Origin of the sequence: Methylocella tundrae, from assembly GCF_038024855.1 — a bacterium.
Lineage (GTDB): Bacteria > Pseudomonadota > Alphaproteobacteria > Rhizobiales > Beijerinckiaceae > Methylocapsa > Methylocapsa tundrae.
Genome location: NZ_CP139089.1, coordinates 2,285,427 through 2,310,737 on the forward strand (window position 1 = coordinate 2,285,427; position 25,311 = coordinate 2,310,737).

26 protein-coding genes are annotated in these 25,311 nt (G+C 63.5%); 18 read left to right on the plus strand and 8 right to left on the minus strand.

Annotation, left to right across the window (positions count from 1 at the left end):
• Nucleotides 1–12: 12 nt before the first annotated feature.
• Nucleotides 13–1,749 (minus strand): bifunctional protein-serine/threonine kinase/phosphatase, encoded by a 1,737-nt coding sequence (locus tag SIN04_RS12950; RefSeq protein ID WP_244605798.1) that lies wholly within the window; start codon nt 1,747–1,749, stop codon nt 13–15.
• 136 nt (nt 1,750–1,885) lie between these two features.
• Between SIN04_RS12950 and SIN04_RS12955 the strand changes: the two genes are divergently transcribed.
• The 4 genes from SIN04_RS12955 to SIN04_RS12970 all read left to right on the plus strand — a co-directional run bounded on the left by SIN04_RS12955 (nt 1,886) and on the right by SIN04_RS12970 (nt 6,179).
• Nucleotides 1,886–3,100, plus strand: coding sequence for a nitrate/nitrite transporter (locus SIN04_RS12955; RefSeq protein WP_134489793.1), 1,215 nt, complete (start codon nt 1,886–1,888; stop codon nt 3,098–3,100).
• Between the two features lie 179 nt (nt 3,101–3,279).
• On the plus strand, nt 3,280–3,990 hold the full coding sequence (locus SIN04_RS12960; RefSeq protein WP_134489795.1) for a cytochrome c biogenesis CcdA family protein: 711 nt from the start codon (nt 3,280–3,282) through the stop codon (nt 3,988–3,990).
• 108 nt (nt 3,991–4,098) lie between these two features.
• Nucleotides 4,099–5,493 carry a PLP-dependent aminotransferase family protein gene (locus tag SIN04_RS12965; protein WP_341263956.1) on the plus strand — a complete coding sequence of 465 codons (1,395 nt, stop codon included), beginning with the start codon at nt 4,099–4,101 and terminating at the stop codon, nt 5,491–5,493.
• Between the two features lie 245 nt (nt 5,494–5,738).
• Nucleotides 5,739–6,179, plus strand: coding sequence for a DUF983 domain-containing protein (locus SIN04_RS12970; RefSeq protein WP_134489797.1), 441 nt, complete (start codon nt 5,739–5,741; stop codon nt 6,177–6,179).
• A 6-nt stretch (nt 6,180–6,185) separates the two neighbouring features.
• Here the strand turns inward: SIN04_RS12970 and SIN04_RS12975 are convergent, their stop codons facing one another.
• Complete coding sequence (locus SIN04_RS12975) at nt 6,186–7,109, minus strand: LysR family transcriptional regulator (protein ID WP_134489799.1); 924 nt, start codon at nt 7,107–7,109, stop codon at nt 6,186–6,188.
• A gap of 115 nt (nt 7,110–7,224) precedes the next feature.
• On the opposite strand from SIN04_RS12975, the gene SIN04_RS12980 reads away from it, so the two are divergent.
• Entirely contained in the window at nt 7,225–7,863 is a 639-nt protein-coding gene (locus SIN04_RS12980; RefSeq protein ID WP_134489801.1) for a YceI family protein, read from the plus strand.
• Nucleotides 7,864–7,938: 75 nt separating this feature from the next.
• Here SIN04_RS12980 and SIN04_RS12985 read toward each other — a convergent pair whose 3' ends face one another.
• Nucleotides 7,939–8,184 (minus strand): hypothetical protein, encoded by a 246-nt coding sequence (locus tag SIN04_RS12985; RefSeq protein ID WP_134489803.1) that lies wholly within the window; start codon nt 8,182–8,184, stop codon nt 7,939–7,941.
• A 206-nt stretch (nt 8,185–8,390) separates the two neighbouring features.
• Here SIN04_RS12985 and SIN04_RS12990 point away from each other — a divergent pair, with 206 nt between their 5' ends.
• Together SIN04_RS12990 and SIN04_RS12995 are read left to right on the plus strand one after the other, a co-directional pair.
• A complete protein-coding gene (locus SIN04_RS12990; protein WP_134489805.1) occupies nt 8,391–9,209 on the plus strand; it encodes a DODA-type extradiol aromatic ring-opening family dioxygenase in 819 nt (272 codons plus the stop codon).
• Between the two features lie 117 nt (nt 9,210–9,326).
• A complete protein-coding gene (locus SIN04_RS12995) occupies nt 9,327–9,749 on the plus strand; it encodes an OsmC family protein (protein WP_134489807.1) in 423 nt (140 codons plus the stop codon).
• 206 nt (nt 9,750–9,955) lie between these two features.
• Here the strand turns inward: SIN04_RS12995 and SIN04_RS13000 are convergent, their stop codons facing one another.
• From SIN04_RS13000 to madL, 4 genes are all read right to left on the minus strand, one after another.
• Entirely contained in the window at nt 9,956–11,218 is a 1,263-nt protein-coding gene (locus SIN04_RS13000; RefSeq protein ID WP_341263957.1) for an alkaline phosphatase family protein, read from the minus strand.
• A 140-nt stretch (nt 11,219–11,358) separates the two neighbouring features.
• Nucleotides 11,359–12,084, minus strand: coding sequence for a GntR family transcriptional regulator (locus tag SIN04_RS13005; RefSeq protein WP_134489809.1), 726 nt, complete (start codon nt 12,082–12,084; stop codon nt 11,359–11,361).
• Between the two features lie 2 nt (nt 12,085–12,086).
• A complete protein-coding gene (gene madM / locus SIN04_RS13010; protein WP_134489811.1) occupies nt 12,087–12,851 on the minus strand; it encodes a malonate transporter subunit MadM in 765 nt (254 codons plus the stop codon).
• Between the two features lie 5 nt (nt 12,852–12,856).
• Nucleotides 12,857–13,306, minus strand: a complete 450-nt coding sequence (gene madL, locus SIN04_RS13015; RefSeq protein ID WP_134489813.1) for a malonate transporter subunit MadL — start codon at nt 13,304–13,306, stop codon at nt 12,857–12,859.
• A 521-nt stretch (nt 13,307–13,827) separates the two neighbouring features.
• Between madL and mdcA the strand changes: the two genes are divergently transcribed.
• From mdcA to SIN04_RS13070, 11 genes are all read left to right on the plus strand, one after another.
• Nucleotides 13,828–15,474, plus strand: coding sequence for a malonate decarboxylase subunit alpha (gene mdcA / locus SIN04_RS13020; protein ID WP_134489815.1), 1,647 nt, complete (start codon nt 13,828–13,830; stop codon nt 15,472–15,474).
• 11 nt (nt 15,475–15,485) lie between these two features.
• Nucleotides 15,486–15,803 (plus strand): malonate decarboxylase acyl carrier protein, encoded by a 318-nt coding sequence (gene mdcC / locus SIN04_RS13025; protein ID WP_134489817.1) that lies wholly within the window; start codon nt 15,486–15,488, stop codon nt 15,801–15,803.
• Nucleotides 15,800–16,720, plus strand: a complete 921-nt coding sequence (locus tag SIN04_RS13030) for a biotin-independent malonate decarboxylase subunit beta (RefSeq protein WP_134489819.1) — start codon at nt 15,800–15,802, stop codon at nt 16,718–16,720. The genes mdcC and SIN04_RS13030 overlap by 4 nt, the downstream gene beginning before the upstream one ends.
• On the plus strand, nt 16,707–17,435 hold the full coding sequence (locus SIN04_RS13035; protein ID WP_134489821.1) for a biotin-independent malonate decarboxylase subunit gamma: 729 nt from the start codon (nt 16,707–16,709) through the stop codon (nt 17,433–17,435). Before SIN04_RS13030 ends, SIN04_RS13035 begins: the two co-directional genes overlap by 14 nt.
• Nucleotides 17,428–18,150, plus strand: a complete 723-nt coding sequence (gene mdcG / locus SIN04_RS13040; RefSeq protein ID WP_134489823.1) for a malonate decarboxylase holo-[acyl-carrier-protein] synthase — start codon at nt 17,428–17,430, stop codon at nt 18,148–18,150. The genes SIN04_RS13035 and mdcG overlap by 8 nt, the downstream gene beginning before the upstream one ends.
• On the plus strand, nt 18,147–19,067 hold the full coding sequence (gene mdcB, locus SIN04_RS13045) for a triphosphoribosyl-dephospho-CoA synthase MdcB (RefSeq protein ID WP_244605799.1): 921 nt from the start codon (nt 18,147–18,149) through the stop codon (nt 19,065–19,067). The genes mdcG and mdcB overlap by 4 nt, the downstream gene beginning before the upstream one ends.
• The gene (locus SIN04_RS13050; protein ID WP_341263958.1) at nt 19,064–20,005 is read left to right on the plus strand and encodes an ACP S-malonyltransferase; all 942 of its coding nucleotides are present in this window, start codon (nt 19,064–19,066) and stop codon (nt 20,003–20,005) included. The genes mdcB and SIN04_RS13050 overlap by 4 nt, the downstream gene beginning before the upstream one ends.
• Before the next feature lie 164 nt (nt 20,006–20,169).
• Nucleotides 20,170–21,003: a quinoprotein dehydrogenase-associated SoxYZ-like carrier gene (locus SIN04_RS13055; protein ID WP_134489827.1), complete on the plus strand. Its 834-nt coding sequence runs from the start codon at nt 20,170–20,172 to the stop codon at nt 21,001–21,003.
• Nucleotides 21,004–21,014: 11 nt separating this feature from the next.
• Entirely contained in the window at nt 21,015–21,590 is a 576-nt protein-coding gene (locus SIN04_RS13060) for a rhodanese-like domain-containing protein (RefSeq protein ID WP_134489829.1), read from the plus strand.
• Between the two features lie 85 nt (nt 21,591–21,675).
• Nucleotides 21,676–22,065 carry a thioredoxin family protein gene (locus SIN04_RS13065; RefSeq protein WP_134489831.1) on the plus strand — a complete coding sequence of 130 codons (390 nt, stop codon included), beginning with the start codon at nt 21,676–21,678 and terminating at the stop codon, nt 22,063–22,065.
• A 281-nt stretch (nt 22,066–22,346) separates the two neighbouring features.
• A complete protein-coding gene (locus SIN04_RS13070; protein WP_166795930.1) occupies nt 22,347–23,522 on the plus strand; it encodes a glycosyltransferase family 4 protein in 1,176 nt (391 codons plus the stop codon).
• Between the two features lie 191 nt (nt 23,523–23,713).
• On the opposite strand, the gene SIN04_RS13075 is transcribed toward SIN04_RS13070, so the two are convergent.
• Complete coding sequence (locus SIN04_RS13075; protein WP_134489835.1) at nt 23,714–25,165, minus strand: undecaprenyl-phosphate glucose phosphotransferase; 1,452 nt, start codon at nt 25,163–25,165, stop codon at nt 23,714–23,716.
• Nucleotides 25,166–25,311 lie beyond the last annotated feature (146 nt).

The window sequence follows — 25,311 nt, forward strand, 5'->3', positions numbered from 1 at the left end:
GAACCGGCGACGTCAATGCCGATGCAGGGCGAGCGCCGCAATGAGCGCCGCCGCCAGCATCGCTGAGATTGCCTTCCAGACGATCAGCGGGTTGCGCTCATAGAGCGGCGCAGGCGCGTCATCGATGGGCCGCGCGCGGTCGGCGCCATGTTCGAGCTCGAAGATCAGCTCCAGCACATCGTCGAACCTGTCTTCCGGCCGGAGCGCGAAGGCGCGGGCAAGAAGCCTGTCGAGCCAGGCCGGGAGATCCGGGCGCAATTTCGTCAGCGCCACAGCCCGGCCGAAGCGCGGATGCGAAAACGGCTCGATTTCGCCATAGGGCAGCGCGCCCGTAAACATCCGAAAGATTGTGACGCCCAGCGCAAACTGATCCGACTTCTCATCCCCCGCCGCTCCCGCGATCAATTCGGGCGCCATGAAGCTCGGCGTGCCAGGCGCCGCGGCCATCGGCACATCCTCCAGTTGCGGCAGCCGGGCGACGCCGAGATCAACCAGCTTCAATCCGCCGTCCGGCTGAAGGATGACATTATCCGGCTTCACATCGCGATGGATGACGCCCGCGCGGTGCAGCGCCGCCACCGCCTTGGCGAGCTTGATCGCAATGCCGAGCCCGGAAGCGAGGCGGATCGTCGGCGCGCGCAGCAGCCGGCGCTCCAGCGTCTCGCCCTGGTAGAGCGGCATCACCGTATAGAGGCAGCTTCGCCGCTGCGATGGAACCTCGACGCACTCAGCCACAAAGGGGCTGCGCACGCGCGTCGCGATCCAGCTTTCGCGCAGAAAAGCTTGCCGCAGAATGGCGTCGGCGGCGACCAGCGGTTTCGGAAACTTGACAATAACCGGCTGGTGCGTCGCCTCGTCGATCCCGCTAAACACGCGGCTGTAGGGGCCATCGGAGATCATGGCGCCTAAAAAATAATCATCGACGCGTGCGCCGGCGTTCGGCGGCGGCGCGATCGGAATGGCGGCGGCCGCCAGTTGCAAATCCGCGAGATTGGCGGCCGGAAGACTCAATACGTCAATCACCAGGGCTGTGGCGTTGTCGCCGCCGCGGGCGTCGATCGCCGCATCGACGATTTGCGCCGCCGTCTCCTCCGGGGCGGCGCGGCGCGCGAGTTCCGCCTCCAGCGCCCGCTCGGACAGAACGCCGTGAACGCCGTCGCTGCACAGAAGGAAGCGGTCATGCGGGCGCGCGTCCTCCATCACATAATCAATCTGGAGCCCCGCCGCCGGCCCGATCGCGCGCGTCAATATGTGGTTGCGTCCCGCCCCTCTCAGCGTGTGGTCATTGGTCAAAAGGCTCAATCGATCGTCTCGCAGACGATAGAGCCGGGAATCGCCGACGTGGAGAATATGGGCCTGGCGCCCGCGTAAAATCAAAGCGGTGAAGGTCGAGCCCATGCCCTGCAGGCCGGCGTCGGCGCGTCCCATCGCATGGGTCCAGCGATTGATCGCCTCGAGGCATCTTGCGCCGGCGAGCCGCACGCCGCGCGTCTCCGATTGGCTGAGATAACCGTCGATGAAGCTGCGCACGGCGAGCTCCGCCGCGACGCGCCCGCCCTTGGCGCCGCCGATTCCGTCGGCGATCGCCGCGACGACGCCAAGCCGCGCCCTTTGATCCGGCGTGCCGAAATAGACGCCCGCGTAATCCTCGTTGCGCTCACGACGGCCGCGCTCGCTTTTGAGGCCGGCTTGCACGTCGAGGCGGCCAGATCCGCTATCGGCGATGGGAGGCGGCGCATCTCGGGTCAATGGCGAAGGCTCCGCGGCTCGGCGGCGAGGAGGCGCCCGTTTGTTTCAACCGGCACAACGATTGCTTTCTTCAAGAACGGTCCGATGCGCCAAGATTTGGCGGGAGGCCATCCATAATAACGATACGCGAGGGGCGATGATCAAGCGAGAGTTCTTAAAAGCAGGCCATTTACCGACTCTCCTTTCTGCTTTCTTCTATTTCGACATGAGCTTCATGGTGTGGGTGATCCTCGGCCCGCTCGGCGTTCAGATCGCCAGCAGCCTGCATCTTGATCCCGCCCAGAAAGGCTTGATGGTGGCGGTCCCCATTCTCGCCGGGGCCTTGCTGCGCGTCGTCATGGGCGTGCTCGTCGATCGCGTGAAGCCGAAGGCCGCCGGCCTCATCGGCCAGACGATCGTGATCCTTGGCGTCGTCGCCGCCTGGCTGATCGGCATAGACAGCTTCGCCCAGATCCTGCTGTTCGGGCTCGTGCTCGGCTTCGCCGGCGCGTCCTTCGCCGTCGCGCTTCCGCTCGCCTCGCGCTGGTATCCGCCGCAATATCAGGGAATCGCGCTCGGCATCGCAGGCGCCGGCAATTCCGGCACGGTCTTCGCCGCGCTTTTCGCGCCGGCGCTCGCCGCCGCCTATGGCTGGATGAATGTCATTGGCCTTGCCGCGATACCGCTCATCATCGCCTTCATCGTCTATGCGGTCTTCGCCAAAGACAGCCCGACGACGCCGCCGCCGAAAACCTTGAAGGAATATATGGCGGTGCTGAAAATCCCGGACAGCTGGTGGTTCATGTTCTTCTACGCCGTGACGTTCGGCGGCTTTTCCGGCCTCGCGTCATCCCTGACCATCTACTTCAATACAGAATATAGCCTCAGCGCGATCAGCGCTGGCTATTTCACGGCCGCGGCGGTTTTCGCCGGTTCAATGGTGCGCCCGATCGGCGGCGCGCTCGCCGACCGCATCGGCGGCATCAGAACGCTGACCATCATGTATTCCGTCGCCGCGGCGGTGCTCGCCATCGTCAGCTTCCATCTGCCCCAGGCGGGCATGGCGCTGGCGATCTTCATCATCGGGATGCTGGCGCTCGGCATGGGCAATGGCGCCGTTTTTCAGCTCGTGCCTCAGCGATTCAGGGCCGAAATGGGGGTGATGACGGGCCTTATCGGCATGACCGGCGGCGTCGGCGGCTTTTTCCTCGCCTCGAGCCTTGGCTTTTCAAAGCAGTTGACCGGCAGCTATCAGCTCGGCCTCATGGTCTTCGCCGCGCTTGCTGTGCTGGCTCTCGTCGGCCTGACGTCGGTGAAAACGCGCTGGCGCACGACCTGGGGGTCGGCGAGCCTCACCGCCGCGAGGATCTGACCTCAATCGACGGCCTGCGCCCCACTTCCTTTGCAAAACCGGCTATGATGCGCAAAAGACGCCGTCGGCGCGGCTGATTTTTCGCGTCAGACTGCGATCGCCCATCATGCAAGGAGCCGGCCCGCCGTGCAGCACAGCGGAGGCAAAGAATCGCGCGCGCGCAGGCAGCCGTTGACACTATGAATCTCGGCCTCGCCTTCATCGCTGGATTGCTCAGCGTTTTCAGCCCCTGCGTGCTGCCGCTGGCGCCAATCATCATCGCCGGCGCGCGATCGCGCGATCCGCGCGGTCCGATCGCGCTGGCTTTGGGGCTCGCCCTGACCTTTGGCGTCGTTGGCGGCGCCATCGCGTCTTTTGGCGTCGGGCTTGGCGAGGCGCGCGTCGTGCGCGCCATCGCCGCGGCGATCATGGTGGCCGCCGGCGTCATCATCCTGATCCCGGCGCTCGGCCTTGGATCGGAGCGCGCGCTTTCCTCCCTGTCGCAATGGGGCGAAGGTCTTTCAAAACATTTGCCATCCGCGGGCCTCTGGGGCTTCGCCGGGGCGGGAGTCGTGCTGGCTTTCGCCTGGGCCCCTTGCGTTGGCCCGACCCTCGGGGCGGCCTTTGCGCTCGCCGCCAGCGGCGGCTCGGTCGCCGCTGCGATCGCGACCATGTTTCTGTTTTCGCTGGGGGCGGCGCTCGCGCTGCTTGGCGTCGGCTACGGCTTTGGCCGGCTTGCCGCGCGCGGGCGCTGGATGGCCGGACGGACGGCGCGGCTCGGGCGCGCCGCCTTCGCGATCGTCCTGATCGCCGCCGGCCTCGCGATTCTCACGGGGTTCGACCGCGCATTGGAGGCGGCGGCGCTTTCGGCAAGCCCTGCTTGGCTCATCGCCTTGACGACGCGGTTCTGAACGTCCCTCACGGAACTGGCGTCGCAAACACCCTTGCGCAGCAACATAAGCATACAATATACATACATTGATAGAATTTGCCGCAGGGAACCGCAGCAAGGAACCGCGATGGACGATATTGACGCAGGCGTCTGGACGCCGTCGATCAGAAAAGCGGCGGGCCCTCTCTATCTCGCCATCGCCGACGCCATCGCCGCCGACATTGCTTCGGGCGCGCTTGCAGGCGGCGTCCGCCTGCCGCCGCAGAGGACGCTCGCCGATTCGCTGGGGATCGACTTCACGACGGTCAGCCGCGCCTATGCCGAGGCGCGCCGGCGCGGCCTCATCGAGGGCAGAGTCGGGCAAGGCACCTATGTCCGCCAGAAGCGGGCGGCGCCTCAGGGGGGTCCCGCGAGCGGCCTCATCGACATGAGCATGAATCTGCCGCCGCGCTTTGACGATCCAGCTTTGTCCTCGCGGATGTGGGAAGCCATGGCCAAACTCGAAGCGAGCCACGGCCTTGGTCTCCTGATGCGCTACCAGGAGCCGGGCGGCGCGAGCGCCGACCGCGCGGCCGGCGCGCATTGGCTCTCGGGGCGCCTGCCGGGGCTTTTGAGCGAGCGCGTGCTGGTCGCTCCCGGCGCGCAAGGCGCCCTGCTCGCCATCTTGAGCCTCATCGCCGCGCCCGGAGAAACCATCTGCGCCGAGGCGCTGACCTATCCCGGCTTTCGCGCGCTGGCGGCGCATTTGCGCATCAAGCTTACTGAGGTCGCAATCGACGCGGAAGGCGTCGTGCCGGAGGCCTTCGACGCAATCTGCCGCAAGGAGCGGCCCAAAGCCCTCTATTGCACGCCGACCCTGCATAATCCGACCACCGCCACCATGTCGCTCGGGCGGCGCGAGGCGCTCGCCGCGCTGGCGCTGCGCCATAAGGTTCCGATCATCGAGGACGACGCATACGGCCTGCTGCCAAGGAAGGCGCCGCCGCCGCTCGCAGCTCTGGCGCCCGATCTCGTCTATCATATCGCGGGCCTCGGCAAATGCCTGTCGCCGGCGCTGCGCATCGCCTATCTCGTCGCCCCGGACGCCAGGATGGCCGCCCGTCTCGCCGGCGCCATCCGCGCCACAATGGGGATGGCCTCGCCGCTGACCGCCGCGATCGCGACACGCTGGATCGACGACGGCGTCGCCGAGGCCGCGCTCGCCGCCATCCGTAAGGAGACCGCGGCGCGGCAGGCGATCGTCGCAGAGAAGCTCCCAATCGCGGCGCGCGGCGCCAATAAAGAAGCGTTTCATCTCTGGCTCAGGCTGCCGGCGCCCTGGACGCGCGGCGAATTCGTCAGCTTGCTGCGCACGGCCGGCGTCAGCGTCGTCGCCAGCGACGCCTTTGCGCTGTCGGCGCCGCCGGAAGCGGTGCGGCTTGGCCTCGGCGCGGCGGCGACGCGGCAGGAGCTTGCGCAAAGCCTCGAGATCGTCGCTGATCTTCTCGCGCAATCGCCAGCGATGTCCTCGACGGTGGTTTAGCCGCGGCCAGCGATCCAGCGCCCATCTCCAGGCGATCACCTGGGCGAGCGGCGCACTGCGACATTCGCGCCGCCGGGCCGACCCACGGCTGCGCTTGACAAGGCGGAGCGCCTGTCCACATACAATCTGAGAGCAATTCTGCCCTTGTGGAATGTTTCCGGACTCCGGCGGGGCGGGTTTGGCGTCGGGCGAGCTACGGGCGCGCAAATTGATTGCATACAATTTGCCGGGATTGGAACAGGCCGATGATTGATGAATCCAAGACGAACGAGGAGTGGCCGCCGCTCAGCCCGATCCGCACGGGCGTCAGAGGGCGGTGTCCGCGCTGCGGCAAGGGGCATCTCTTCCAGGGTTTTCTGAAGCTGCGACGAGAGTGCGAGATCTGCCATCTCGATTATTCGTTCGCGGACCCGGCCGATGGCCCGGCCTTCTTCGTCATCTGCTTCTTCTGCGTCCCCGCGGTTTTCTTCGCCGTCTGGCTCGACTACGCCTATGCGCCGCCGCTCTGGGTTCATCTCGTGACCAGCCTGCCCGTGCTGCTGATCTCCTGCATTTTGCCGCTCCGACCGCTCAAAGGCTGGCTGGTGGCGAGCCAATATTTCTACAAGGCCGAGGAAGGCCGCTTCGCGGCGTCTCCGAGGGAAAGCGTGCGCGGACCGGACGTCGAGGCCAAGAGCGTCCTTTGAGGACGCTCATCCGGCGATCTTCCGGATTTCCGTCAACCCGGCGAGATGATTGAGCAGCCATCGCCCGGCTGGACCCGGCGGCCGATCGCGGCGATAGGCGGAGCAGAGCGGCAGCGTCACAGTCTCGACTGCGCCGTCCTCCGCCAGAATCTCGATCCGGCGCAATTGGCCCGCCGCCAGATCCTCTTCGACAAGGTGAGCCGGCAGGCTCCCCCAGCCAAGCCCGGCCTTCAGCATGGCGTGCTTCGCGCCAAGATCGGCGAGCCGCCATGTCTTCGGCGAGAACACGCCATAATCTCGGCTGCCCGAGAGCCCCGAGCGGTCCGAAAGGACGAGCTGCACATGCTGGCGAAGCTCTTCCTTGCCGACGGCGCGGCCCATGAGCCCGAGCGGATGATCTGGCGCGGCGACGGGAATCATGGCGATTTCCATGAGCTTCTGCCGTTGCAGCGATTCAAAATCGCTGTTGAAGCCCAAGAGCAGCCCAATGGCGCAGGTCTCGTTCAGCACCAGTTCGGTTGCAGAGCCCAAAGTCTCGACGAAAATGCGCGGCGGGGCCGAAGGAAAGCGCCCGCTGAAATCGCGCAGCGCCTCGACAAGGGCGCACATCGGGAACATTGCGTCGACAACAAGCCGCAGTTCAGGCTCAATGCCCGCGTTGACCCCCTCTGCATGATTGCAAAGAGCCTGCATCTCGTCCGCGATGAGCCGCGCGCGCGGCAGCAGCGTTTGCCCGGCTTCCGTCAGGATCGGACGGTAGCCCGCGCGGTCGAAAAGGACGACGCCGAGTTGCTCCTCCAGTCGCTGGACGGCGTAGGTGATCGCCGATTGCGCCCGGTTCAGCCGCCGCGCGGCGCCGGAAAAGCTGCCTTCCTCGACAACCGCCAGCAAGACGCGCAACTGGTCGAACGACGGGGCCGAGACGGACATTATCGAACTTTCGGATAGAGCTTATCAATTCTTTATCAGTTTTTTTGGCACAAAGATGCGGCTATGTCACGCCGATCTGGGGCGCATTCAGCCCCACGGAGAGCGAGCCAAAGCCATGTTGCAAAAACTCTTTCCAGTCCTCCTCGGCGCGGCCCTTCTGACGTCGCCCCTCGCCGGGTCGAGCGTCAAGGCCGAGCCGCCCGCCACGTCCGCGCGCAAGACCAATCCCGCCGCCGTCCAGCCCGGCGCCTATGCGGTCGATCCTATTCATACCCGCGTTCTGTTCAGCGTTTCGCATATGGGCTTTACGACCTGGTACGGCGAATTCACCAATGTCACCGGCACGCTGGACCTCGACCCGAAAGCGCCGGCAAAAAGCGCCGTCGAGATCCACATTCCAACCAACACGGTCTCGACCAGCAACGCCAAGCTCGACGGCGAGCTGAAGGGCGACCAATGGTTCGACGCGGCGAAATTTCCCGACATTACGTTCAAGTCGGTCAAAGTCGTCGAGACCGGCAAGGGAACCGGCAAGCTCACCGGCGATCTGACCTTTCACGGCGTCACCAAGCCCGTCACGCTCGCCGTCACATTCAACGACGCCGGGGTCAACCCGCTGAACAAGAAATATACCGCCGGCTTCAATGCGACGGGCTCGATCAAGCGCAGCGATTTCGGCGTGAAGACCTATCTGCCGCTCATCGGCGACGAGGTCGATCTCATTATCAGCGCGGGGTTCGAGCGGCAGGAGTAAGCGGTCCGCAATCCTCTCGACCGCCCGCGCCGCCGCGAGTCTGCTTTGCCGGCGGCGCGACGCTGCACGTTCGGATCAAAAACCGTCTTCAGGACGGCCCCAGGGATGCGATCCGGGCACGAACCGCGTCTTCAGTCCGGCCTTCTCGACATCGGCCAGGGTCTTGTAGAGCGTGCCCTCATGCACCAGCGCGCCGCTCCTGGTCGTGACGGCGACATAGCGGGCTGGAACGTCGATCTCGCAGAGATAGCCGCCCCCTGGATCCGAGGTGCTGCGCGTATTTCCGTCCCAATCCACGAAGAAACCCGAATCTGCTGGCATGTAACATCCCCGTCAATTGTCTTGCGACTCCGCCTTGCCGGCGCGCCCGCGCGGCCCATAAGCAAGGTTCTTGCCGCATTGGATCAGAGGCGTTCGCGCAAGGGCGTGTCGCAAACAGGACAATGGACTTGAGCCGATCGGGCTCAGGCCGCTATCATGGCCGAATTGTTTGGCCGCCAAAAAAGTGAAAAAAGAAAGCTGGCTCCATGACTGCAACAAACCGCCTGCCCGTCTGGTTTATCCCGCATGGCGGCGGCCCGTGTTTCTTCATGGACCCGCCAGCCAAAGCCCCGAACGCATGGAAAGCCATGGAGGCTTACCTGCGCGGCATCCCGGCCGCCGTCGGCCAGCGCCCGCGCGCGATCCTGATTATTTCCGGCCATTGGCAGGAAAACCGTCCGACCGTTACGGCGGCCGCCAATCCGCCGCTGATCTATGATTATTTTGGCTTTCCGCCGCACACCTACGAATTGCGTTACGCCGCGCCCGGCGATCCAGAACTTGCCGCCGAGGTCGTCGCTCGCCTGAAAGCCGCCGGGATCGACAGCGGCGAGGATTTGTCGCGCGGCTTCGATCATGGCGTCTTCATCCCGCTGCTGCTGTTATATCCAGACGCCGATATTCCGGTGGTTCAGCTCTCCATGGTCCATCCGCTTGATCCCGCGCGCCATATCGCCATCGGCCGCGCTCTGGCGCCCTTGCGCGACGAGGGCGTGCTGATTATCGGGAGCGGCCTCAGCTTCCACAATCTGCAAAATTTCTATGGCGCCGACCGCCGCGTGCTCGCCGTCGCCGAAACATTCGACGCATGGCTGACCAAAGCCGTGACGAACCCTGACCCCGCCGCCCGCGACGCCGCTTTGGCCGCGTGGGATCAGGCGCCCGGCGCACGCATCAGCCAGCCTTATGAGGATCATCTGATCCCGCTGATGGTCGCGGCGGGCGCCGCCGGGGCCGATCAGGGCGTCAGGGACTATAGCGACCATGTTTTCGGCGCCGCTATTTCCGGCTACCGTTTTGGCTGACCGGCTGAGCCGCGCTGTTGCTTGCAGCTTGGAACCCTCTTGTCACGCCGCCGGTTTTAGGTCATCGCTCGGTGCGGCGGGCAGGATGCGCGCCGAACGAGCGCAAGGAGAACATCCATGAAAAAAACCGGATCGGCCGCCTGGCAGGGCGGCATAAAGGACGGCAAAGGCTCCATCTCGACCGAAAGCGGCGCATTGAAAGCCTATCCTTACGGCTTCGCCAGCCGCTTCGAGGGTCAGCCCGGCACCAATCCGGAGGAACTCATCGGCGCCGCGCACGCCGGCTGCTTCACCATGGCGCTCTCGCTTATTCTCGGCGAGGCCAAGCTCACTGCCGAACAGATGGACACGACAGCGGAAGTGACGCTCGAGAAAGAGGGCGACGGTTTCACCATCACCAAGGTCCACCTCACCTTGCGCGCGCAAGTGCCGGGGGCCGATCAGGCGACTTTCCTCGAACTCGCCAACAAGGCCAAACAAGGCTGCCCGGTTTCCAAACTTCTGAAAGCGGAAATCACGCTCGACGCGGCTCTCGTCTGACGCGGACGCGGTGCCGGCCTGAGGCAGGCCGCGGCGGCGCCCCGCCCCGGGCCCTGTGTTGTGCGAACGGGACGCCGCTAACCTCATAGCGGCCATATCCCTGTTGGATGCCCCTGTTGGATTTCAGCGTCCCGAACGATTCGTTCATACAGGAAAAACGGGCGAGCCTGACGCTCGCCCGCCAGAACCCGCCCGCAAAAGCCGAATTATCGGCGCTGCCTGCAAGTAGAGAACTGATCTTCAGTGTTCACGGTGATGTCCGAAGAGACGCAACCAAAGAAGCCGACAAGGCCAGGCTGGGCCGCGTAACCGAGGTAATCGAGGCCGAATATATCCTCCACGGTCTTCAGCAGAGAATAGTGGTTAAAGGGCGTGTTGGAGACGGAGCCCGGCTTGATGAAAGGCGAAAGCAACAGGGCGCCCGACCTATCGCCGCCAAACCCCTGATTGGTGAGCGAATACGAGCCGATCTTGATGGTTTGCGGAAACGATCCGAGATTGGGTCCCGGCTGTTCGCTACAGCAGCTCTCTCCCGGGGTGCTGATAACATAGCCGCCGGACGCATTTTTGGCGACGCTCCCAATTCCGCCTTCGTCAAAATTGATGACCAAAAGGCCGCCGCGCTGATAGGCAGGCGACGACATGATGATTGGAACCCACTTTTGCAGAAATTGATCCGCCGAAACGAGGCCGCCAGGCTGACCGTTGACGCAAGGCGCGTCATGCCCGTCATTGCAAAGATTGGGCGTGATGAAAACAAAATTGGGCGTCGTCGCCTCAAATGCGATGTCGTGAGACAGGCGATCGAGATTGACGACATTGGCCTCGCAATCGGCGGAGTCGATGATGGAATGGAAATAAACGAAAGGATTATGCCGGCTCGCGTATTGATCGCCTCGAGGCGCTTTGGCGTTCGGCGCTTCGGCGTTCTGTGTGTTGTCAGCCGCGTTGAGAACGGGATGACCGCAGGTTGACGCTTCCCGGCTGGGATCGGCGCCCATATCCTCCATATAGGCGCGCCACGTCTTGCCGGCCGCTCTCATCTGATCCGGCAGGGTTTTGATCGTTCTTGGGTAAACGCAGCCGATGCCGATCGCCTGGCCGTCCGCCGTCATGCCGCTTAGCTGGAAATCGGCGTAGGTCTGGCAGTCAGCGCGTGTCTCGTTGGTCGCCGCCTGACCGCTGATCATGGCGATATAGTTATCAAGGCTAAAATGCCCCGTGCCGAAATATTGCGTCAGCAACGCGCCTTTCGCCTTCAGGGTCTGCGACAGATAGGGCGCCTTCGAGGCGGCGCCGAAGGTGACGTCATAGCCCTCGTTCTCCAACGTTATGACGAACACATGTTCGATTCGGTGAGAGCCGCCAGGACCATGCCAATCCCAATCCCGCGACGACGCGATCCCGGGCATCGCCAAGGCCGCGGCGAAAGCCAGCGACGCAAACGCCAACCGAAGCAACCTGATCATTTAGCCCCCCGTTAAAAAAAGACGCCCGCCCAGTACGGCCTGAGCGCGTCAGTTCAACATGAGGCGGTTGCATATAACTCCGATATGACAACTTCACTTCCGAAGTGTGGAATTCGGCATTATCACGCGTCGGCGAAGCCTCAATCCGCGATCGAATGCGCCGCGATATAGCTGCCAATAGCGCTCGCAGCGTTCAGCATATGCGCCCGCATCCGCCGCGAGGCCTCCTCGCCATCGCCTTGCGCGATGGCGACCATGATGCCCTCATGTTCGTCCCGCGAGCGATGGATGCGGTCGGCCTGGCGCAATTGCGTGCGGCGGAATGATTTGAGCCGCGCGCGGATCGCGAGCGCCTGCTCGGCCATGAAACTGTTGTGGGTTGCGAGATAGATCGCCTCGTGGAAACGGCTGTTGAAGGCGTCATAGCCGTCGATGTCGCCCTTTTCGACCAGACTGCGCGAAGCCTCGTGCAGATCGAGCAAATGGCTGCGTTCGAGCGGCGTCATGCGATAGGTGGCGAGCCTCACGCACATCGCCTCAACTTCCGCCGTCGTCTCGAACATATCCATGATCTGCTCCGGCGTCAGGCGCGTGACGACGACCCCTCGCCTCGGCCTTATCTCGACTAGGCCGCTGACCGATAATTGGCGAAGCGCCTCTCGCACCGGCGTGCGCGAGGCCCCGAAGCGATTGGCGAGATCCTGCTCGTCGAGCGCCGCGCCGGCGGGGAGCTTGCCCGACGCGATTTCATCGGTAAGAGCGTTGCGGATCTGATCCGACAGCAGGCCTGGGTCCTCGCGGTCGCGTTTTGCCGAGAGTGGCGACGACTCAATCTTGTCGTTGCTGCTTTGCGTGATCCTGGCCATAGTCATCCTGTTATCGCGCGGACCGCCAGATAGAGAATGGACGGTCCGACAAGGCAACCGATGCCTGTATGAAATGTCGCCGTCAAAGCGCCATAGGGCACCAGTTTCGGATCTGTCGCGGCGAGGCCGCCGGCGACGCCGCTCACCGTTCCCATCAAGCCGCCGAAAGCCATCGCGGAGCGCGGATTGTCGAGGCCGACGAAGCGCGCGAGCATCGGCGTCGTCACCATGATGAGCACGGCTTTCAGCACGCCTGTTGCGATCGCAAGCGCGATGACGGTCGAACTCGCGCCGAGCGCCGCTCCGGTGACGGGGCCGACGATATAGGTGATCGCGCCGGCGCCGATCGTCGTGATGCTCACGGCGTCCGAATAGCCGAAGGCCACCGCGGCCGCGGCGCCGATGATGAAGGGAAGCACGGTGCCGATCACGAGAGCGAAAACGCCGAGCATTCCCGCTTTGCGCGCCTCAACGACATCGACCTCGAAGGCCGTCGCGACGATCGCGAAATCGCGCAGCATGGCGCCGCCGAGAAGGCCGATTCCGGCAAAGACGGGAATGTCGGCGATCCCTTTCTGGCCGCCGGTGACAAGGCCGCCGACATAGGCAAGGCCAAGGCCCATGACGATCGCGATGGCCGAGCCGTGGATGCGCCCCATGGTCAGCCGTTTTGAAATAATGAGCGAAACCCACATGACGACGCCGACGAAGGCGAAGGCGGCGACGAGGCTTTGCTCGATGAAGATGTGCTGGATCATATGCATCATGAGCATCAGGCCTTTTTGCTCGGTGCATCGGGAACGAGATCGCCGGAAATAATCTCCCCGCCACGTTCGACCTCGGCTTCATCATGGACGTCCGAGGGCCGCTCTCTGCCGATCCGCCCGATGAGCGCCGTCGCGCCGAAACAGGCGATGACGGTCCCGATCGCCGTCACAAGCACCAGCGGGCCGCCGCGAAGCGCCGCTACGACATTTTGCTGAGACGCCATTGCGACGACGATGGGGATATACATCGTGCCCCAGAACTCGACGCCCAGCTTGACGCCGTGGGAGAGGGCGCCTGACTTCTGCAGCCAGACGCGCGCCGCGATCAGCAGCATCATCGCAAGGCCGACGCCGCCGACATTCGCCTTGACGCCGAGAAGGAGACCAAGAACATCGCCGAGAAAGACGCCGATGAGGGTGCAGATCGAAAGAAGGGCGACGCCGAAAATCGTCATGATCCCGCGCTCCTGGCAAAGTCACGGCGCGACGCGCCAATGATGAGACGGCTAGGGCTCATTCCGCGTTTCCTCCTGCAAAAGCGCCGCTCTTGCTGGCGGCGACAGAAGTATACGTGATCATCCTAAAAACGCAATCTTGTATACGCAACCAGCGCGAAAAAGATCCAGGCGCGCGGGCGAACTGTAACTTCGCAAGCCAGCAAATCCTTTTGATTTGATCCATGCGACAGCCGGGCGAGCTATTCTATGTCTCCAATTTATTGATTACACGGTGCTTTATGCCACTCATCGATAAGTTTGACCGAGCTGGATAAGATTAAGCTCGCGCTTGGAGCAGCTGGGAATACGTAAGCGGAGCTGTCGGCTTTTTACGGACTTTGTGTATACGGCGTATTGATTTTCTCATATTTTTGTATACAACACGAGCAGGCGCGGCGCCTGACGCGGCGGCCGAGGGCGCCGGCACATTGGCCGTCGCCCGAAGCCCGCGCCAACCAATGAATGTCGAGGGGCGAAGCATGAGCCAATGGGGCGCGGAGCGGGCGGCGCGGGCGCAGCGGATCACAGCGGGGGCATCGCTGGCGGCGGGCAAGATCGTCGGCGTGGACAAGGCCGTTTCCCTTCTCGAAGCGGTGATAAAACCCTTCGATCGCGTCTGCCTCGAAGGCGACAATCAGAAACAGGCGGATCTGCTCGCAAGGGCGCTCGCGGACGTCGACCCGGCCAAGATCCACGATCTCCATATGGTGCAGTCGGGCGTCGTGCTGCCCGAGCACCTCGACGTCTTTGAAACCGGCGTCGCCAGGCGGCTCGATTACGCTTATTCCGGCCCGCAGGCGGCGCGCATCGCGAAAATGCTGTTCGGCGGCCAGATCGAGCTTGGCGCCGTCCATACCTACCTCGAGCTGTTCGCACGCTACTTCATTGATCTGACCCCCAATGTCGCGCTGATCGCGGCGGTCAGCGCGGACCGCAACGGCAATCTCTACACCGGACCCAATACGGAGGACACTCCGACCGTCGTCGAGGCGACGGCCTTCAAGAGCGGCGTCGTCATCGCGCAAGTGAACGCTATCGTCGACAAGGTGCCGCGCGTCGACATCCCGGGCGACCGCGTTGATTTCGTCATCGAGGCGCGTAAACCCTTTTATGTTGAGCCGCTGTTTACGCGCGATCCCGGCGCCATCACCGAAACGCAGATCCTCACCGCGATGCTGGCGATAAAAGGCATTTACGCCCCCTATGGCGTGAAGCGGCTGAACCATGGCATTGGCTTCAACACGGCGGCGATCGAACTGTTGCTGCCGACCTTCGCCGAGCGTCTTGGCCTCAAAGGCAAAATTGCGACGCGCTGGGCGCTGAACCCGCATCCGACATTGATTCCGGCGATCGAATCCGGCTTCGTCGAGCAGATCCATTGCTTCGGCTCCGAGGTCGGCATGGATGATTATATCGAGGCGCGCTCCGACATTTATTTCACCGGGCCCGATGGATCGCTGCGCTCCAACCGCGCCTTCTGCCAGACCGCCGGGCTTTACGCATGCGACATGTTCATCGGCTCGACCCTGCAGATCGACCTCAACGGCAACAGCTCGACGGTCACGACTTCGCGCATCGCCGGCTTTGGCGGCGCGCCGAACATGGGTTCCGACGCACGCGGACGGCGCCATCCAAGCCAGCCCTGGCTACAGGCTGGCAAGGAGGCGGACCCCGACGGCAGCCCCGCTCTGCGTCGGGGCCGGAAACTCGTCGTCCAGATCGGTGAGACCTTTGGCGAGGGCAATGCGCCGACATTCGTTGAAAAGCTCGACGCCATCGCGCTCGCCGAAAAACTGCATCTCGATCTGGCGCCGGTGATGATCTACGCCGACGATGTGACCCATATTGTGACCGAGGAAGGAATCGCCAATCTCCTCCTCTGCCGCGACAGGGATGAGCGCGAACAGGCCGTGCGGGGCGTCGCGGGTTATACAGAAGTCGGCCGCGGGCGCGACGCCAAAATGGTGCGGCGCCTGCGCGAACGCGGCGTCATTCAGCGCCCGGAAGATCTTGGCGTCGACGTGCTCGACGCCGACCGCAGCCTGCTCGCGGCGCGATCAATCAAGGACCTTGTGCGCTGGTCGGGCGGTCTCTACCGGCCGCCGTCGAAATTCCGCAACTGGTGAGGAGCGGACCAATGGAAAATCTCACATTTCGTCATAAAGCCAGAAAGCCCGCATCGGGAACGAAGCGCGAGGCGATCGTCGGCGTCGTCGCCTCCGGCAATCTCGAAGTGCTGGTCGAGCGCATGCTGCCGGATGAGGATTGCCTGATCGACGTCGCCACCGCCGCGCATGGCTTCGGGGAAGTCTGGTCGGCGGTCGTCGCCGATTTCGTCGAGCGCTATTCGCCCGGAGGATTGCGCATGTCGATCAATGATGGCGGCGCGCGGCCGGATACCGTCGCCTTGCGGCTCGCCCAGGGGCTGCGGCTGATCGAGGAGGAAAGCGCTTGAGCGCCTTGCTGAACGCCAATCCCGCCCTTGTGAGCTGGTACGAGGCGAGCGCCCGCGCGCGCATCGCGGGCCTCGTCGATCCCGGCAGTTTCCAGGAATTCATCGGCCCGGCGGAGCGCGAAGAAAGCCCGCATCTCGATATCTTCGACCTGCCCAAGCAGTTCGACGACGGCATGGTCGTCGGGCGCGGGACGCTCAAAGGCAAAAAATTTTTCATCGCCGCGCAGGAAGGCCGCTTCATGGGCGGCGCCTTCGGCGAAGTGCATGGCGCGAAGCTTGTCGGGCTTTTGCGCGCCGCCCGCGCAAATGTCAGCGACGTGCTCATCCTGTTCGATACGGGCGGGGTTCGGCTGCAGGAAGCGAACGCCGGGGAACTGGCGATCGCTGAAATCATGCGCGCAGTCCTTGACTTGCGCGCCGCTGGCGGGCGCGTCATCGGACTGATCGGCGGCCGCGCCGGCTGTTATGGCGGCGGCGGATTGATCTCCGGCTGTTGCAGCGCTCTTGTGGTCTCCGAGCAAGGCCGCATCAGCGTCTCAGGCCCCGAAGTGATCGAGACCAACAAAGGCGTCGAGGAATTCGATTCACAAGACCGCGCGCTCGTCTGGCGGACGATGGGCGGCAAGAGCCGCCGCCTGCTTGGCGTCGCCGACGGTTTTGCCGATGATTCGATCGAGAGTTTTCGCCAGGCGGCGCTGGAACTGATCCAAACCGCTCCGCGCTTCGATCTCGCCTCCATGCTGGCCGAGCAGGCGCGGCTCGAACAAAGGCTGGAGCGCTTCGGCGCCTGCGCGGACGCGACGGAAATCTGGGCCAAGCTCGGCGTCGCCGCGCCCGAAAAAATTCCCGACATGGAAACCGACGCCTTCATCGAGATCGCCGACAAGGTTCAGGAGAAAAGCCATGACGCCCGATGAAATCCTGGCCTCGCTCTTTCCCCAAGGCCATGATGTCGTGGTCGACGATGAAGGGCTTGTCTTCGGTTCGGGGCCTTCAGAAAACGGCGCCCGCACTGAAGTGATCGGCATTGCGCACAGGGCCGCGCTCGGCGTCGACGGCGCGGTGAAATTGGCGCGAAAGGTGCTGGCGGTCATCGAGGCGGGCCACACGGGGCCCCTGCTCGTTCTCGTCGACAGCGACAGCCAGCGCATGAGCAAGCGCGACGAGATGCTGGGCCTCAGCGAATATCTCGCGCATCTGTCAAAAAGCCTCATTCTCGCTGATCTCCGCGGCATAGCGACGATCGGCCTGCTCTATGGCCACACCGCCGCAGGCGCCTTCATCGCCACCGCGCTTTCGACGCGCGTTCTGGTCGCCCTGCCGGGCGCCGACCCCGAAGTGATGGACCTGCCATCCATGTCGCGCGTGACGAAGCTTTCAATCGACGTGTTGAAAGAGAAGGCGAAATCGACCCCCGTCTTTGCGCCGGGGCTCGATAATCTCGCGCAGACCGGCGCCGTGCTCGAAAGCTGGGACCCGAATAAATCGCTTGCCGCGCAGCTATCGGAGCTGCTTCAACGCCAACCGACCGCCGGCGATCACCGCGACGCCCTCGGCAAGGCGCGCGGCGGGAGACCCAAAGCCGCGGACATAGCGTTGCGCGTCCAGTCCCTCGCGGCCAGCGATGTCTGATCGTTTGTTCGCGGCGTGGGGAACGCCAGCTTCGCCCGCGCGCCACGCGCTGCTTCGCGTCGAGGCGCAAGCTTACGCCTTGATGCTCGCCGAGCGGCCGGACCTCACGGACCCGCTCTTAAAAGATTGGGTGCTGGCGGACCGCCCGCTGATCGCCCGCCGCCGCGCGCCTTGCGACGCAAGAGACCTCGTTCCGGCCGGCATTCCGTTGCCGCCCGCGCATGGCAAGAAGCGCATCGCCTTGCAACTCGCGCCCGGCGCGATTTTGAGCCTTGAGCCGCCGCCGCTCCTCGCCGATTGCGCAGCCTTCGCGCCAGCAGGGTGGCGCCCGGCGATCGAGGCGATCTTCCACTTTTGCAATGGCGTTGGCGTTGAGCCGCGCGTTTTCGGCGCCCTTGCCTGGTCCGCCCTGACAGGCCTCGATTATTTGAGCCCCTCCTCCGACCTCGATCTTCTTTTCGCCGTCGCGCCCGACGCTGACGTCGCGGCGCTGCTTGAAGGGCTGGCGCGGATCGAGGCCGGCGCTCCCATGCGGCTCGACGGAGAGATCCTCCGGCTCGATGCGGGCTTGGCGGCAAACTGGCGCGAACTCGCCGCTGGAGCCGAAGAAATCCTGGTCAAGACCATCAAAGACGTCGCTCTATGGCCGCGGCGCGCATTCCTTACTCCGGGCGTCGCGACTCGGGGAGCGCGAGACTGGCGCGCCGCCTCGTGAGCGCCGCGCTTGCTCTGCGCGTCAGCCCGGAAGCGCCCCAAAACCCGGCGAGCGGCGAAAAGGCCGCCTTGACGCCGGAAGCGATCGGCGCGCTCGCCACGGCCTGTCTTCGCCTCGAGGTCGACACCTGGCCAAAGCCCGGCCTCGTCAGCCATGTCGATAATGGCAGCCACGCCGATATGGACGCCGCTTTGCTTCATCGCAGCGCGGGTGTTCTTGAACCGTTTTTTGCGGCGATCGCAAAGGCCGCCGGCGCCGGCGCCGATATGGATCGCCTGCGCGGCGTCGGCATGGCGGCGGAAGCCGAGATGCTGGCGGCGACCGGCGGCGTCAACACCCATAGAGGCGCGATCTTCGGCCTTGGCCTCCTTTGCGCCGCCGCCGCCTTGCGCAACGCCCGCGAACCAACGCTTGGCGCGACCGTCAGCCGCCGTTGGGGGCGGGCGATCCACGAGGGCCCCGCCGCGCTGCATAGCCACGGATCGCGGGCCGGCCGCAGATATGGCGCGAGCGGCGCGAGGGGCGAAGCGGCGACGGGATTTCCAAGCGTTTACATGTTGGGCGCGCCCGCTCTCGACGAAGGCCTAAGGCTTGCGCCGCATGATCTGGAAGCCGCGCGGGTGCAGGCGATCTTCGCGCTCATCGCTGGCGTCGCGGACACCAATATTCTGCATCGCGGCGGCGCCGAGGGCCTCGCCTTCGCGCAAAGGCGCGCGGCGGAGTTTCTGGACCGGGGCGGCGTCGGCGCACCAGGCTGGCGCGAAAGCGCCGCCCGCGTCCATGACGAATTTGTCCTTCGCCAGCTCAGCCCCGGCGGTTCGGCTGATCTGCTGAGCATGAGCCTCTTTGTCCGCGCGGTCGAGCGACCTGCCCGATCCGTGCGGAGCGAATTCGATCATGCGCGCGAGGCGCAATGACGCTCGCCATCCTCTGCTCGGGCCAGGGAACCCAGCATCGCGACATGTTCGCTCTGACGGCGGACGCGCCGGAAGCCGCCGGCGTCTTCGCGGCAGCGACTGAGGCGCTCGGCTGCGATCCACGCGCCTTCGTTCATGAAAGCAGCGATGCGACGATGCACGCCAACGCGGCCGGGCAAATTCTTTGCGTGACGCAGGCGCTCGCGGGCTTCGCGGCTCTCACGTCTGTCGTCGAATCCCTTTCCGGACGCACCACGATCGCGGGCTACAGCATAGGGGAGCTGGCGGCCTGGGGCTGCGCGGGGCTTTTTACACCGGCGGCGACGATTGATCTTGCTCGGCAACGGGCGGCGATGATGGATGAAGCGGGCGCTCCCGGCGATGGCCTCGCCTTCGTCCGCGGCCTCCACGGCCAGCGCATCGACGCGCTCTGCGCGCGTCACGCTTGCGCCGTCGCCATCATCAACCCCGGCGAAACCTTTATTCTCGGCGGCGATCGCATTGAACTCGGCGCGTTGTGCGATGAGGCGCTGCGCCAGGGAGCCTCCAAGGCGGGCGCGCTCAAAGTCAACGCCGCCTCTCACACCCCCCGCCTCAAAGCCGCCAGCGCGCGCTATCGCCAAGCTTTAGCGGCAGAGCGGCCGCTGCAACGCCCACCGTCGCGCATACGCCTCATCAGCGGCATTGACGCCGCGGCCGTGCTGAATGTCGAAGCGGGGCTCGACAAGCTCGCCGCTCAGATTTCGCAAACGATCGACTGGGCGGCCTGCCTTGAGGCCTGCGTCGAGGCAGGCGTCGATAGATTTATCGAGCTTGGCCCCGGCCGGGCGCTAGCGAATATGACGAGCGAGGCCTATCCCAAAATCCCGGCGCGCGGTCTCGAAGATTTCCGCGGTCTTGATGGGGTCAGAGCCTGGCTCGCGAAAAGTCAGGGCTGACAGGGCGCTGTCTTGCTTTTTAAGGCGAGAACCCACATTTGTTTGGAGGCGGGAACAGATATGGCGAAGTTGCCTGTCCCCGTTTATACGTTCAAAATCAAAAAATATCGGCGGCGCGCATCCGGCGTCCACAAGACCGATGAGACCGCTTGGAGGAGATGAAAATGCGGGCATTTTTCGCGCCAAGGGCCGTTGCTTCCTTCGGCTTTGCGGTGGCGGCGTTGACGGCCGCCTTCATGGCCTCGCCTCCCGCGCGGGCGGCGGCGGGCGATGATCCGGCGGAGCGGGAAGCCCGCTGGCAGGACATCGCCAAGACGGTGTTCGGCGATCGCGCGCCGAAGGATGGCGCGGGCGTCATAGAGCTCGGAACGTCGCTTCGCGCGGAGGACGCCTCTCTCGTGCCGATGACCGTCACACTCCCCGGCAAAGAGCCGATCAAAGGCATGTATCTCATCATCGACGACAATCCCTCGCCCGTCGCCGCGCATTTCATCTTCGGACCCGCCGCCGATCCCCGCGAAATCAAGCTTCGCGTGCGCGTCAACACCTACACGAATGTCCATGCCATAGCGGAAACGGCGGACGGCGGACTTTACGAGGCCGTCAGGTTCATCAAGGCGGCGGGCGGATGCTCCGCGCCGATGGGCATGTCCAATGAAGAAGCGATGAAGGACATAGGCGACATCCGACTGAAATTCCCGCCGGACGCCGCGCCGGGCAAGGCGACGCAAGCGACGCTGATGGTGCGCCATCCAAACTTCAACGGGATGCAGATGGATCAGATCAGCCGCATGTATACACCGGCGCGCTATATCCAGTCGATCAGCGTCACGACTGGCGATAAAAAAGTGTTCGACCTTTCAACCGATATTTCGCTCGCCAGCAACCCGGTGATCAGCTTCGGCCTCGTGCCGCAGGGCGAGGTGAAAATCGCGGTCGACGACAGCAACAAAGCCCATTGGGAAAAGAGTTTTCCCGGGCCGCAGCTGAGCAATTGAGATCGGCGAACATGCGCCATTTCACTGCGATTGCTTTCGGCCTCGCCTTGATCGCCGCGGCGCCGGCCGACAGTCCTGGCCATGTGCCGGAGCCAACCGGCCTGTGGCAGGGGCCGATGCACGGTTATACGCCGAACACGGTCGAAGGCGCGAGCGTCCTCGACACCGCGGCTCTGACCAGGCTCCTCGCTGAAAAAAAGCCCGTGCTGATCGATGTCGCGCTCGCCGACAAGAAGCCGCCATCCATGTCCGATTCGACGCCATGGATGCCGGCGCACAGGTCGATCCCGGGCGCTGTGTGGATGCCGGGCGCTGGCGGCGGATCGTCCGACGCGCCCTTTGCAGACGCATTCGCCCGCCGCATCGCGGATCTGACGGGCGGAGATCTGTCGCGCCCTATCGTCACCTTCTGCCATCCCGAATGCTGGGGCAGCTGGAACGCCGCCAAACGTCTGGTCGGGCTCGGCTACAAAGAGGTTTACTGGTACCCGGAAGGACTGGAGGGCTGGCAGGCCGAGCGCGACCCCGCCACCGTCAAGGCCGATCCGGTCTGGGCGGAGGCGGACCCGGCAGATCAGCCGCGATAACCGACGGCGCGGCTGCAATCAGGGGCCCTCGGGCGGATGGCGCCCGCGGCCGCCAGGTCGAGGATCAGCCCAAAGGGGTTAAGCCATGCTCAGTCGCCGCGCTTTGCTTGCCGCCTCGATCGCCGCTCTCAGCTTCCGCGCGGCTCTCGCCGGAGGGCCGCCAACGCCCTTCGATCAAAGCGCTTTTGAAGCGGCGCAAAAGGCGGGCAAGCCGATCCTCGTGGAAATCACCGCGCCTTGGTGTCCAGTGTGCGCGGCGCAAAAGCCGATCATCGAAAAGCTGCGCACGGATCCGCGCTTCAAGGAACTCGAGATTTTCAACGTAGATTTCGACACGCAAAAGGAGCTGATGCGCCGCTTTGGCGCGCATCTGCAAAGCACGTTGATCTGCTTCAAGGGGACGCAGGAGACAGGCCGCTCCATTGGCGAGACGCAAGCCGAATGGATCGAGCAACTCCTTGAAAAGACGCTTTAGCTGGATGCGTCCCGACGAAAGCGGCGCGCCCGGCGCCGCGATGAGCATGGGCTGGCCGGAGCTGACGGCGCGCTCGCTCTGCTGGCATGGCGCCTCAACCTGCGTCCTCGGCGTTTTTCAACCCGCTGATTACCCATTCGCGTCAAGACTTTGAAAAAACGGCGGGATATACTGAATATTGCGCCGCTGATCCTTGGCGAATCGCAAAATATTCGATTCGATATCTAACGCTTATTGAACTTTATTCATATTTATTAGTCATTCGTATTCGTGAGGCTGCTATGCTGTCAATTTGGCGGCGCAAAAAGACGCGCCCGGTCATCTGCATGCTCGAGACCTATTCATGCGTTGGCGGCCTGCAGAATTTCAACCGGCGAGTGCTGGTCAATGTAGCGTCGCGCTCACGCGATGGCCGGCAAAAGCAGTCCGCGCTTGCAATATTGGCTGGCGACGACGGGGTCGAGATTCCAACCTTCGACGGGCTCGATATTGCGACGCCCAAAGGACGGTGGCGATTTTTCATCGCGTCCGTTTGGGCCGGAGTCATGGAAGCCGATATTCTGGTTCTGGGCCTTATCAATCTGCTTCCCATCGCCGTAGCGGTCCGACTATTTCGCCCCAAACTGCCGATTTTGCTGTTCGTGCATGGAGACGATGTATGGAATCAGCAAATCCACCGCAAGAAGCGTTTCTACGAAACGCCGTTGATCGGCGTGCTGACGCGGATCGCCTCGGTTAGCCAGTTCACGGCAGATGTCATGGCGCGGGAATTTCATGTCGCGCCAGAAAAATTCAGGGTGCTGCCGAACGCGGTCGATCCGTTGGAAGGCGCGGCCGCCGCTTCCGCCGGGCAGCCTCTCACAATTTTGACGGTCTCCCGTCTCGGCTCCGCCGATCGCGAGAAAAACGTCGGCTTGATGATCACCGCCGTGGCCGCTCTGAAAGAGAGACTGCCAGGCGTCAGATATGAGATCGTGGGCGACGGCACCCTACGGCCCGAGCTTGAAGCGATGGCGAGGGGACTGGGTCTTGACGACAATGTCACATTTCACGGGCGTCTCGACGATCAGGATTTGCAAAAGGCCTACGCGCGGGCCTCGGTCTTCGCCATGCCGTCCAACAAGGAGGGATTCGGCATTGTCTATCTCGAGGCGTGGCAACACGGTTTGCCGGTCATCTGCAGTTCGGTTGGCGCGCCAAGTGAAATCATATCGGATGGCGTTGATGGATACGTCATCGATCCGACCAATGTTCCAGCGTTGGCGGATCGGCTCCACGACCTGCTGACGCAGCCCGGGCTGGCGAAGGCGATGGGCGAACGCGGCCGTCAGAAGGTCGAGCGGAAATATCTCAACACGAATTTTCGCCTTCACCTCGAGGCCATCCTGGAGGAATTGTCCAGCGATGCGCTCCAGCACGAATTTGCTTCAGACGGAAAGGTGTCATTGCAGCCTTGAACGCGATGGGCGCGATAGCGTGAGGACTGAAGCGGCCTCTTCTATGCCACGCGCCTCGCGTCCGTGGCTATCCCGACTCATTCGTTCGTCGCGGAATCGCATTCCTCTCTTTAAGCGTTTGTATTAACGCGCGTTATTGGTCCGAAGAGCCTGCAACTTCCGGCATCGCGCTGCGGAATAAAGCAATCTGGTCAGAATGCGTTTTCACTATGAATCTCGCGCAGGATGGTCATGACGCCAATCTTGATATCGAAAAGCACAGACCAATTGTCGATATAAAACAGATCGCAGCGCACGCGGTTCTCTACCTGTTCGATGGTTGTCGTCTCGCCGCGCCAGCCATTGACCTGCGCCCAGCCGGTAATGCCAGGCTTGACGCGATGACGTAGCGCATATTGTTGCACCACATCCGCGAACAGCCGATCGGCCGCCTTGGTGTTTGGCGCATGTGGTCGTGGTCCGACCAACGACATCGTGCCATTCATCACATTGAAAAGTTGCGGCAGCTCGTCAAGACTGGATTTGCGCAGCCATTTTCCAACCCGCGTGATGCGTGGATCGTCGCGCTTCGTTTGGCGATCCGCCATGACATCCGTCATATCCGCATACATGGTGCGAAATTTATAGCAGACGAACATCCTGTTGTTGAAACCGAGGCGAGGTTGGCGGAACAGGATCGGTCCGGGGCTGTCGAGCCGGATGATCAAAGCGAGCATGGCAAACAGAGGCGAAAGAAAAATGAGGGCCAGCCCGCCGACGGCATAGTCGAAACAGAGCTTCTTCGCGGCCCGCCAGTCCTTCAGAGGATTTTCGCCGATCGAGATGACCGGGTTCGAGCCGACGACGCGGAACTGATGTCCGCGATAGGCGAGGCCGGCAAGGTCCGTGGTGAGGCAGACATCCGCGACCGTGCTGCTCAATTGCTCCAATACATCCGATATGCGCTGCGCCGCGCTGAGCGGCAGCGCAACGGCGATCAACTCGATTTTCTCTTCGCGGCTATCGCGCACGAGATCGGCGACCGAACCCCGAACGGCGACATTGGCGTGCGTCGCAGGGACTCGGCCGGAGCGCAGGCGGTCGTCGTAGATCCCAACGATCTCGAAGGCCTCCGGCTCAGTTCGCAGCCGCTCGATGAATTCACGGCTGAAGTCGCTGACGGCGACGACGGCGATGCGGCGGCGAAAGCGTCCAGCCTGTATCCAGCGCCGCATCAACGCCGCAAGGGCAAAGCGGAAGCCGGCCAGCGTCAAAAGCCCCGAAGCCGCGAAGGCGAAGGGAAAGGCGCGAAGCGGCGGCGCCTGCGCATTGGCGAGGAACAGGCAGGCGATCACGGCGCCATCCGCGAAAACAACCGCTTTCAGGATCCCCCACATCTGCGTTTGCGCGACGCGCAGGCGATCAATCGCATAGCAGCCCGTCGAGGCGAGGATGGCGCAACCGATCGACGCGCCGATGATTGCGGCGAGCATGGAAGGACCAGGCAAAGGCGCCTCGAAGCAGGCGGCGAGTCCATTCGCCGCGAGGCAGGCGGCGAAAAGAAAAAGCGCGAAATCGAGGACGCGCACGATGCCAATAAAGACAGGCGTCGAGAACGGCTTCGCGGCGCGTCTGCCGATCGTGCTTTGGACTAGGCTGACCATCACTCGATGTCCTTGGCGCGGAAATAATAAAGCGGCGCAATGCCGGGCGAGCCGAGGCCAGTGCGGATGTCATGCCGTTTGCGGCCGCATGGGGAGTTGAGTTTTGAGCCTGTGCTGCGCGTCGCCGATATTGCTTCAATGCTTGC

Excerpts from the sequence above, each read along its gene's own strand:
- madM (WP_134489811.1), bottom strand. The coding sequence starts at position 12,851 with ATGATGCATATGATCCAGCACATCTTCATCGAGCAAAGCCTCGTCGCC.
- SIN04_RS12960 (WP_134489795.1), top strand. The coding sequence starts at position 3,280 with ATGAATCTCGGCCTCGCCTTCATCGCTGGATTGCTCAGCGTTTTCAGC.
- SIN04_RS12990 (WP_134489805.1), top strand. The coding sequence starts at position 8,391 with ATGACTGCAACAAACCGCCTGCCCGTCTGGTTTATCCCGCATGGCGGC.
- SIN04_RS12965 (WP_341263956.1), top strand. The coding sequence starts at position 4,099 with ATGGACGATATTGACGCAGGCGTCTGGACGCCGTCGATCAGAAAAGCG.
- SIN04_RS13070 (WP_166795930.1), top strand. The coding sequence starts at position 22,347 with ATGCTGTCAATTTGGCGGCGCAAAAAGACGCGCCCGGTCATCTGCATG.
- SIN04_RS13060 (WP_134489829.1), top strand. The coding sequence starts at position 21,015 with ATGCGCCATTTCACTGCGATTGCTTTCGGCCTCGCCTTGATCGCCGCG.
- SIN04_RS13050 (WP_341263958.1), top strand. The coding sequence starts at position 19,064 with ATGACGCTCGCCATCCTCTGCTCGGGCCAGGGAACCCAGCATCGCGAC.
- SIN04_RS13035 (WP_134489821.1), top strand. The coding sequence starts at position 16,707 with ATGACGCCCGATGAAATCCTGGCCTCGCTCTTTCCCCAAGGCCATGAT.
- SIN04_RS13055 (WP_134489827.1), top strand. The coding sequence starts at position 20,170 with ATGCGGGCATTTTTCGCGCCAAGGGCCGTTGCTTCCTTCGGCTTTGCG.
- SIN04_RS12985 (WP_134489803.1), bottom strand. The coding sequence starts at position 8,184 with ATGCCAGCAGATTCGGGTTTCTTCGTGGATTGGGACGGAAATACGCGC.
- mdcA (WP_134489815.1), top strand. The coding sequence starts at position 13,828 with ATGAGCCAATGGGGCGCGGAGCGGGCGGCGCGGGCGCAGCGGATCACA.
- SIN04_RS13000 (WP_341263957.1), bottom strand. The coding sequence starts at position 11,218 with ATGATCAGGTTGCTTCGGTTGGCGTTTGCGTCGCTGGCTTTCGCCGCG.
- SIN04_RS12955 (WP_134489793.1), top strand. The coding sequence starts at position 1,886 with ATGATCAAGCGAGAGTTCTTAAAAGCAGGCCATTTACCGACTCTCCTT.
- SIN04_RS13005 (WP_134489809.1), bottom strand. The coding sequence starts at position 12,084 with ATGGCCAGGATCACGCAAAGCAGCAACGACAAGATTGAGTCGTCGCCA.
- SIN04_RS13075 (WP_134489835.1), bottom strand. The coding sequence starts at position 25,165 with ATGGTCAGCCTAGTCCAAAGCACGATCGGCAGACGCGCCGCGAAGCCG.
- mdcG (WP_134489823.1), top strand. The coding sequence starts at position 17,428 with ATGTCTGATCGTTTGTTCGCGGCGTGGGGAACGCCAGCTTCGCCCGCG.
- SIN04_RS13065 (WP_134489831.1), top strand. The coding sequence starts at position 21,676 with ATGCTCAGTCGCCGCGCTTTGCTTGCCGCCTCGATCGCCGCTCTCAGC.
- SIN04_RS12995 (WP_134489807.1), top strand. The coding sequence starts at position 9,327 with ATGAAAAAAACCGGATCGGCCGCCTGGCAGGGCGGCATAAAGGACGGC.
- mdcC (WP_134489817.1), top strand. The coding sequence starts at position 15,486 with ATGGAAAATCTCACATTTCGTCATAAAGCCAGAAAGCCCGCATCGGGA.
- SIN04_RS12970 (WP_134489797.1), top strand. The coding sequence starts at position 5,739 with ATGATTGATGAATCCAAGACGAACGAGGAGTGGCCGCCGCTCAGCCCG.
- madL (WP_134489813.1), bottom strand. The coding sequence starts at position 13,306 with ATGACGATTTTCGGCGTCGCCCTTCTTTCGATCTGCACCCTCATCGGC.
- SIN04_RS12975 (WP_134489799.1), bottom strand. The coding sequence starts at position 7,109 with ATGTCCGTCTCGGCCCCGTCGTTCGACCAGTTGCGCGTCTTGCTGGCG.
- SIN04_RS12980 (WP_134489801.1), top strand. The coding sequence starts at position 7,225 with ATGTTGCAAAAACTCTTTCCAGTCCTCCTCGGCGCGGCCCTTCTGACG.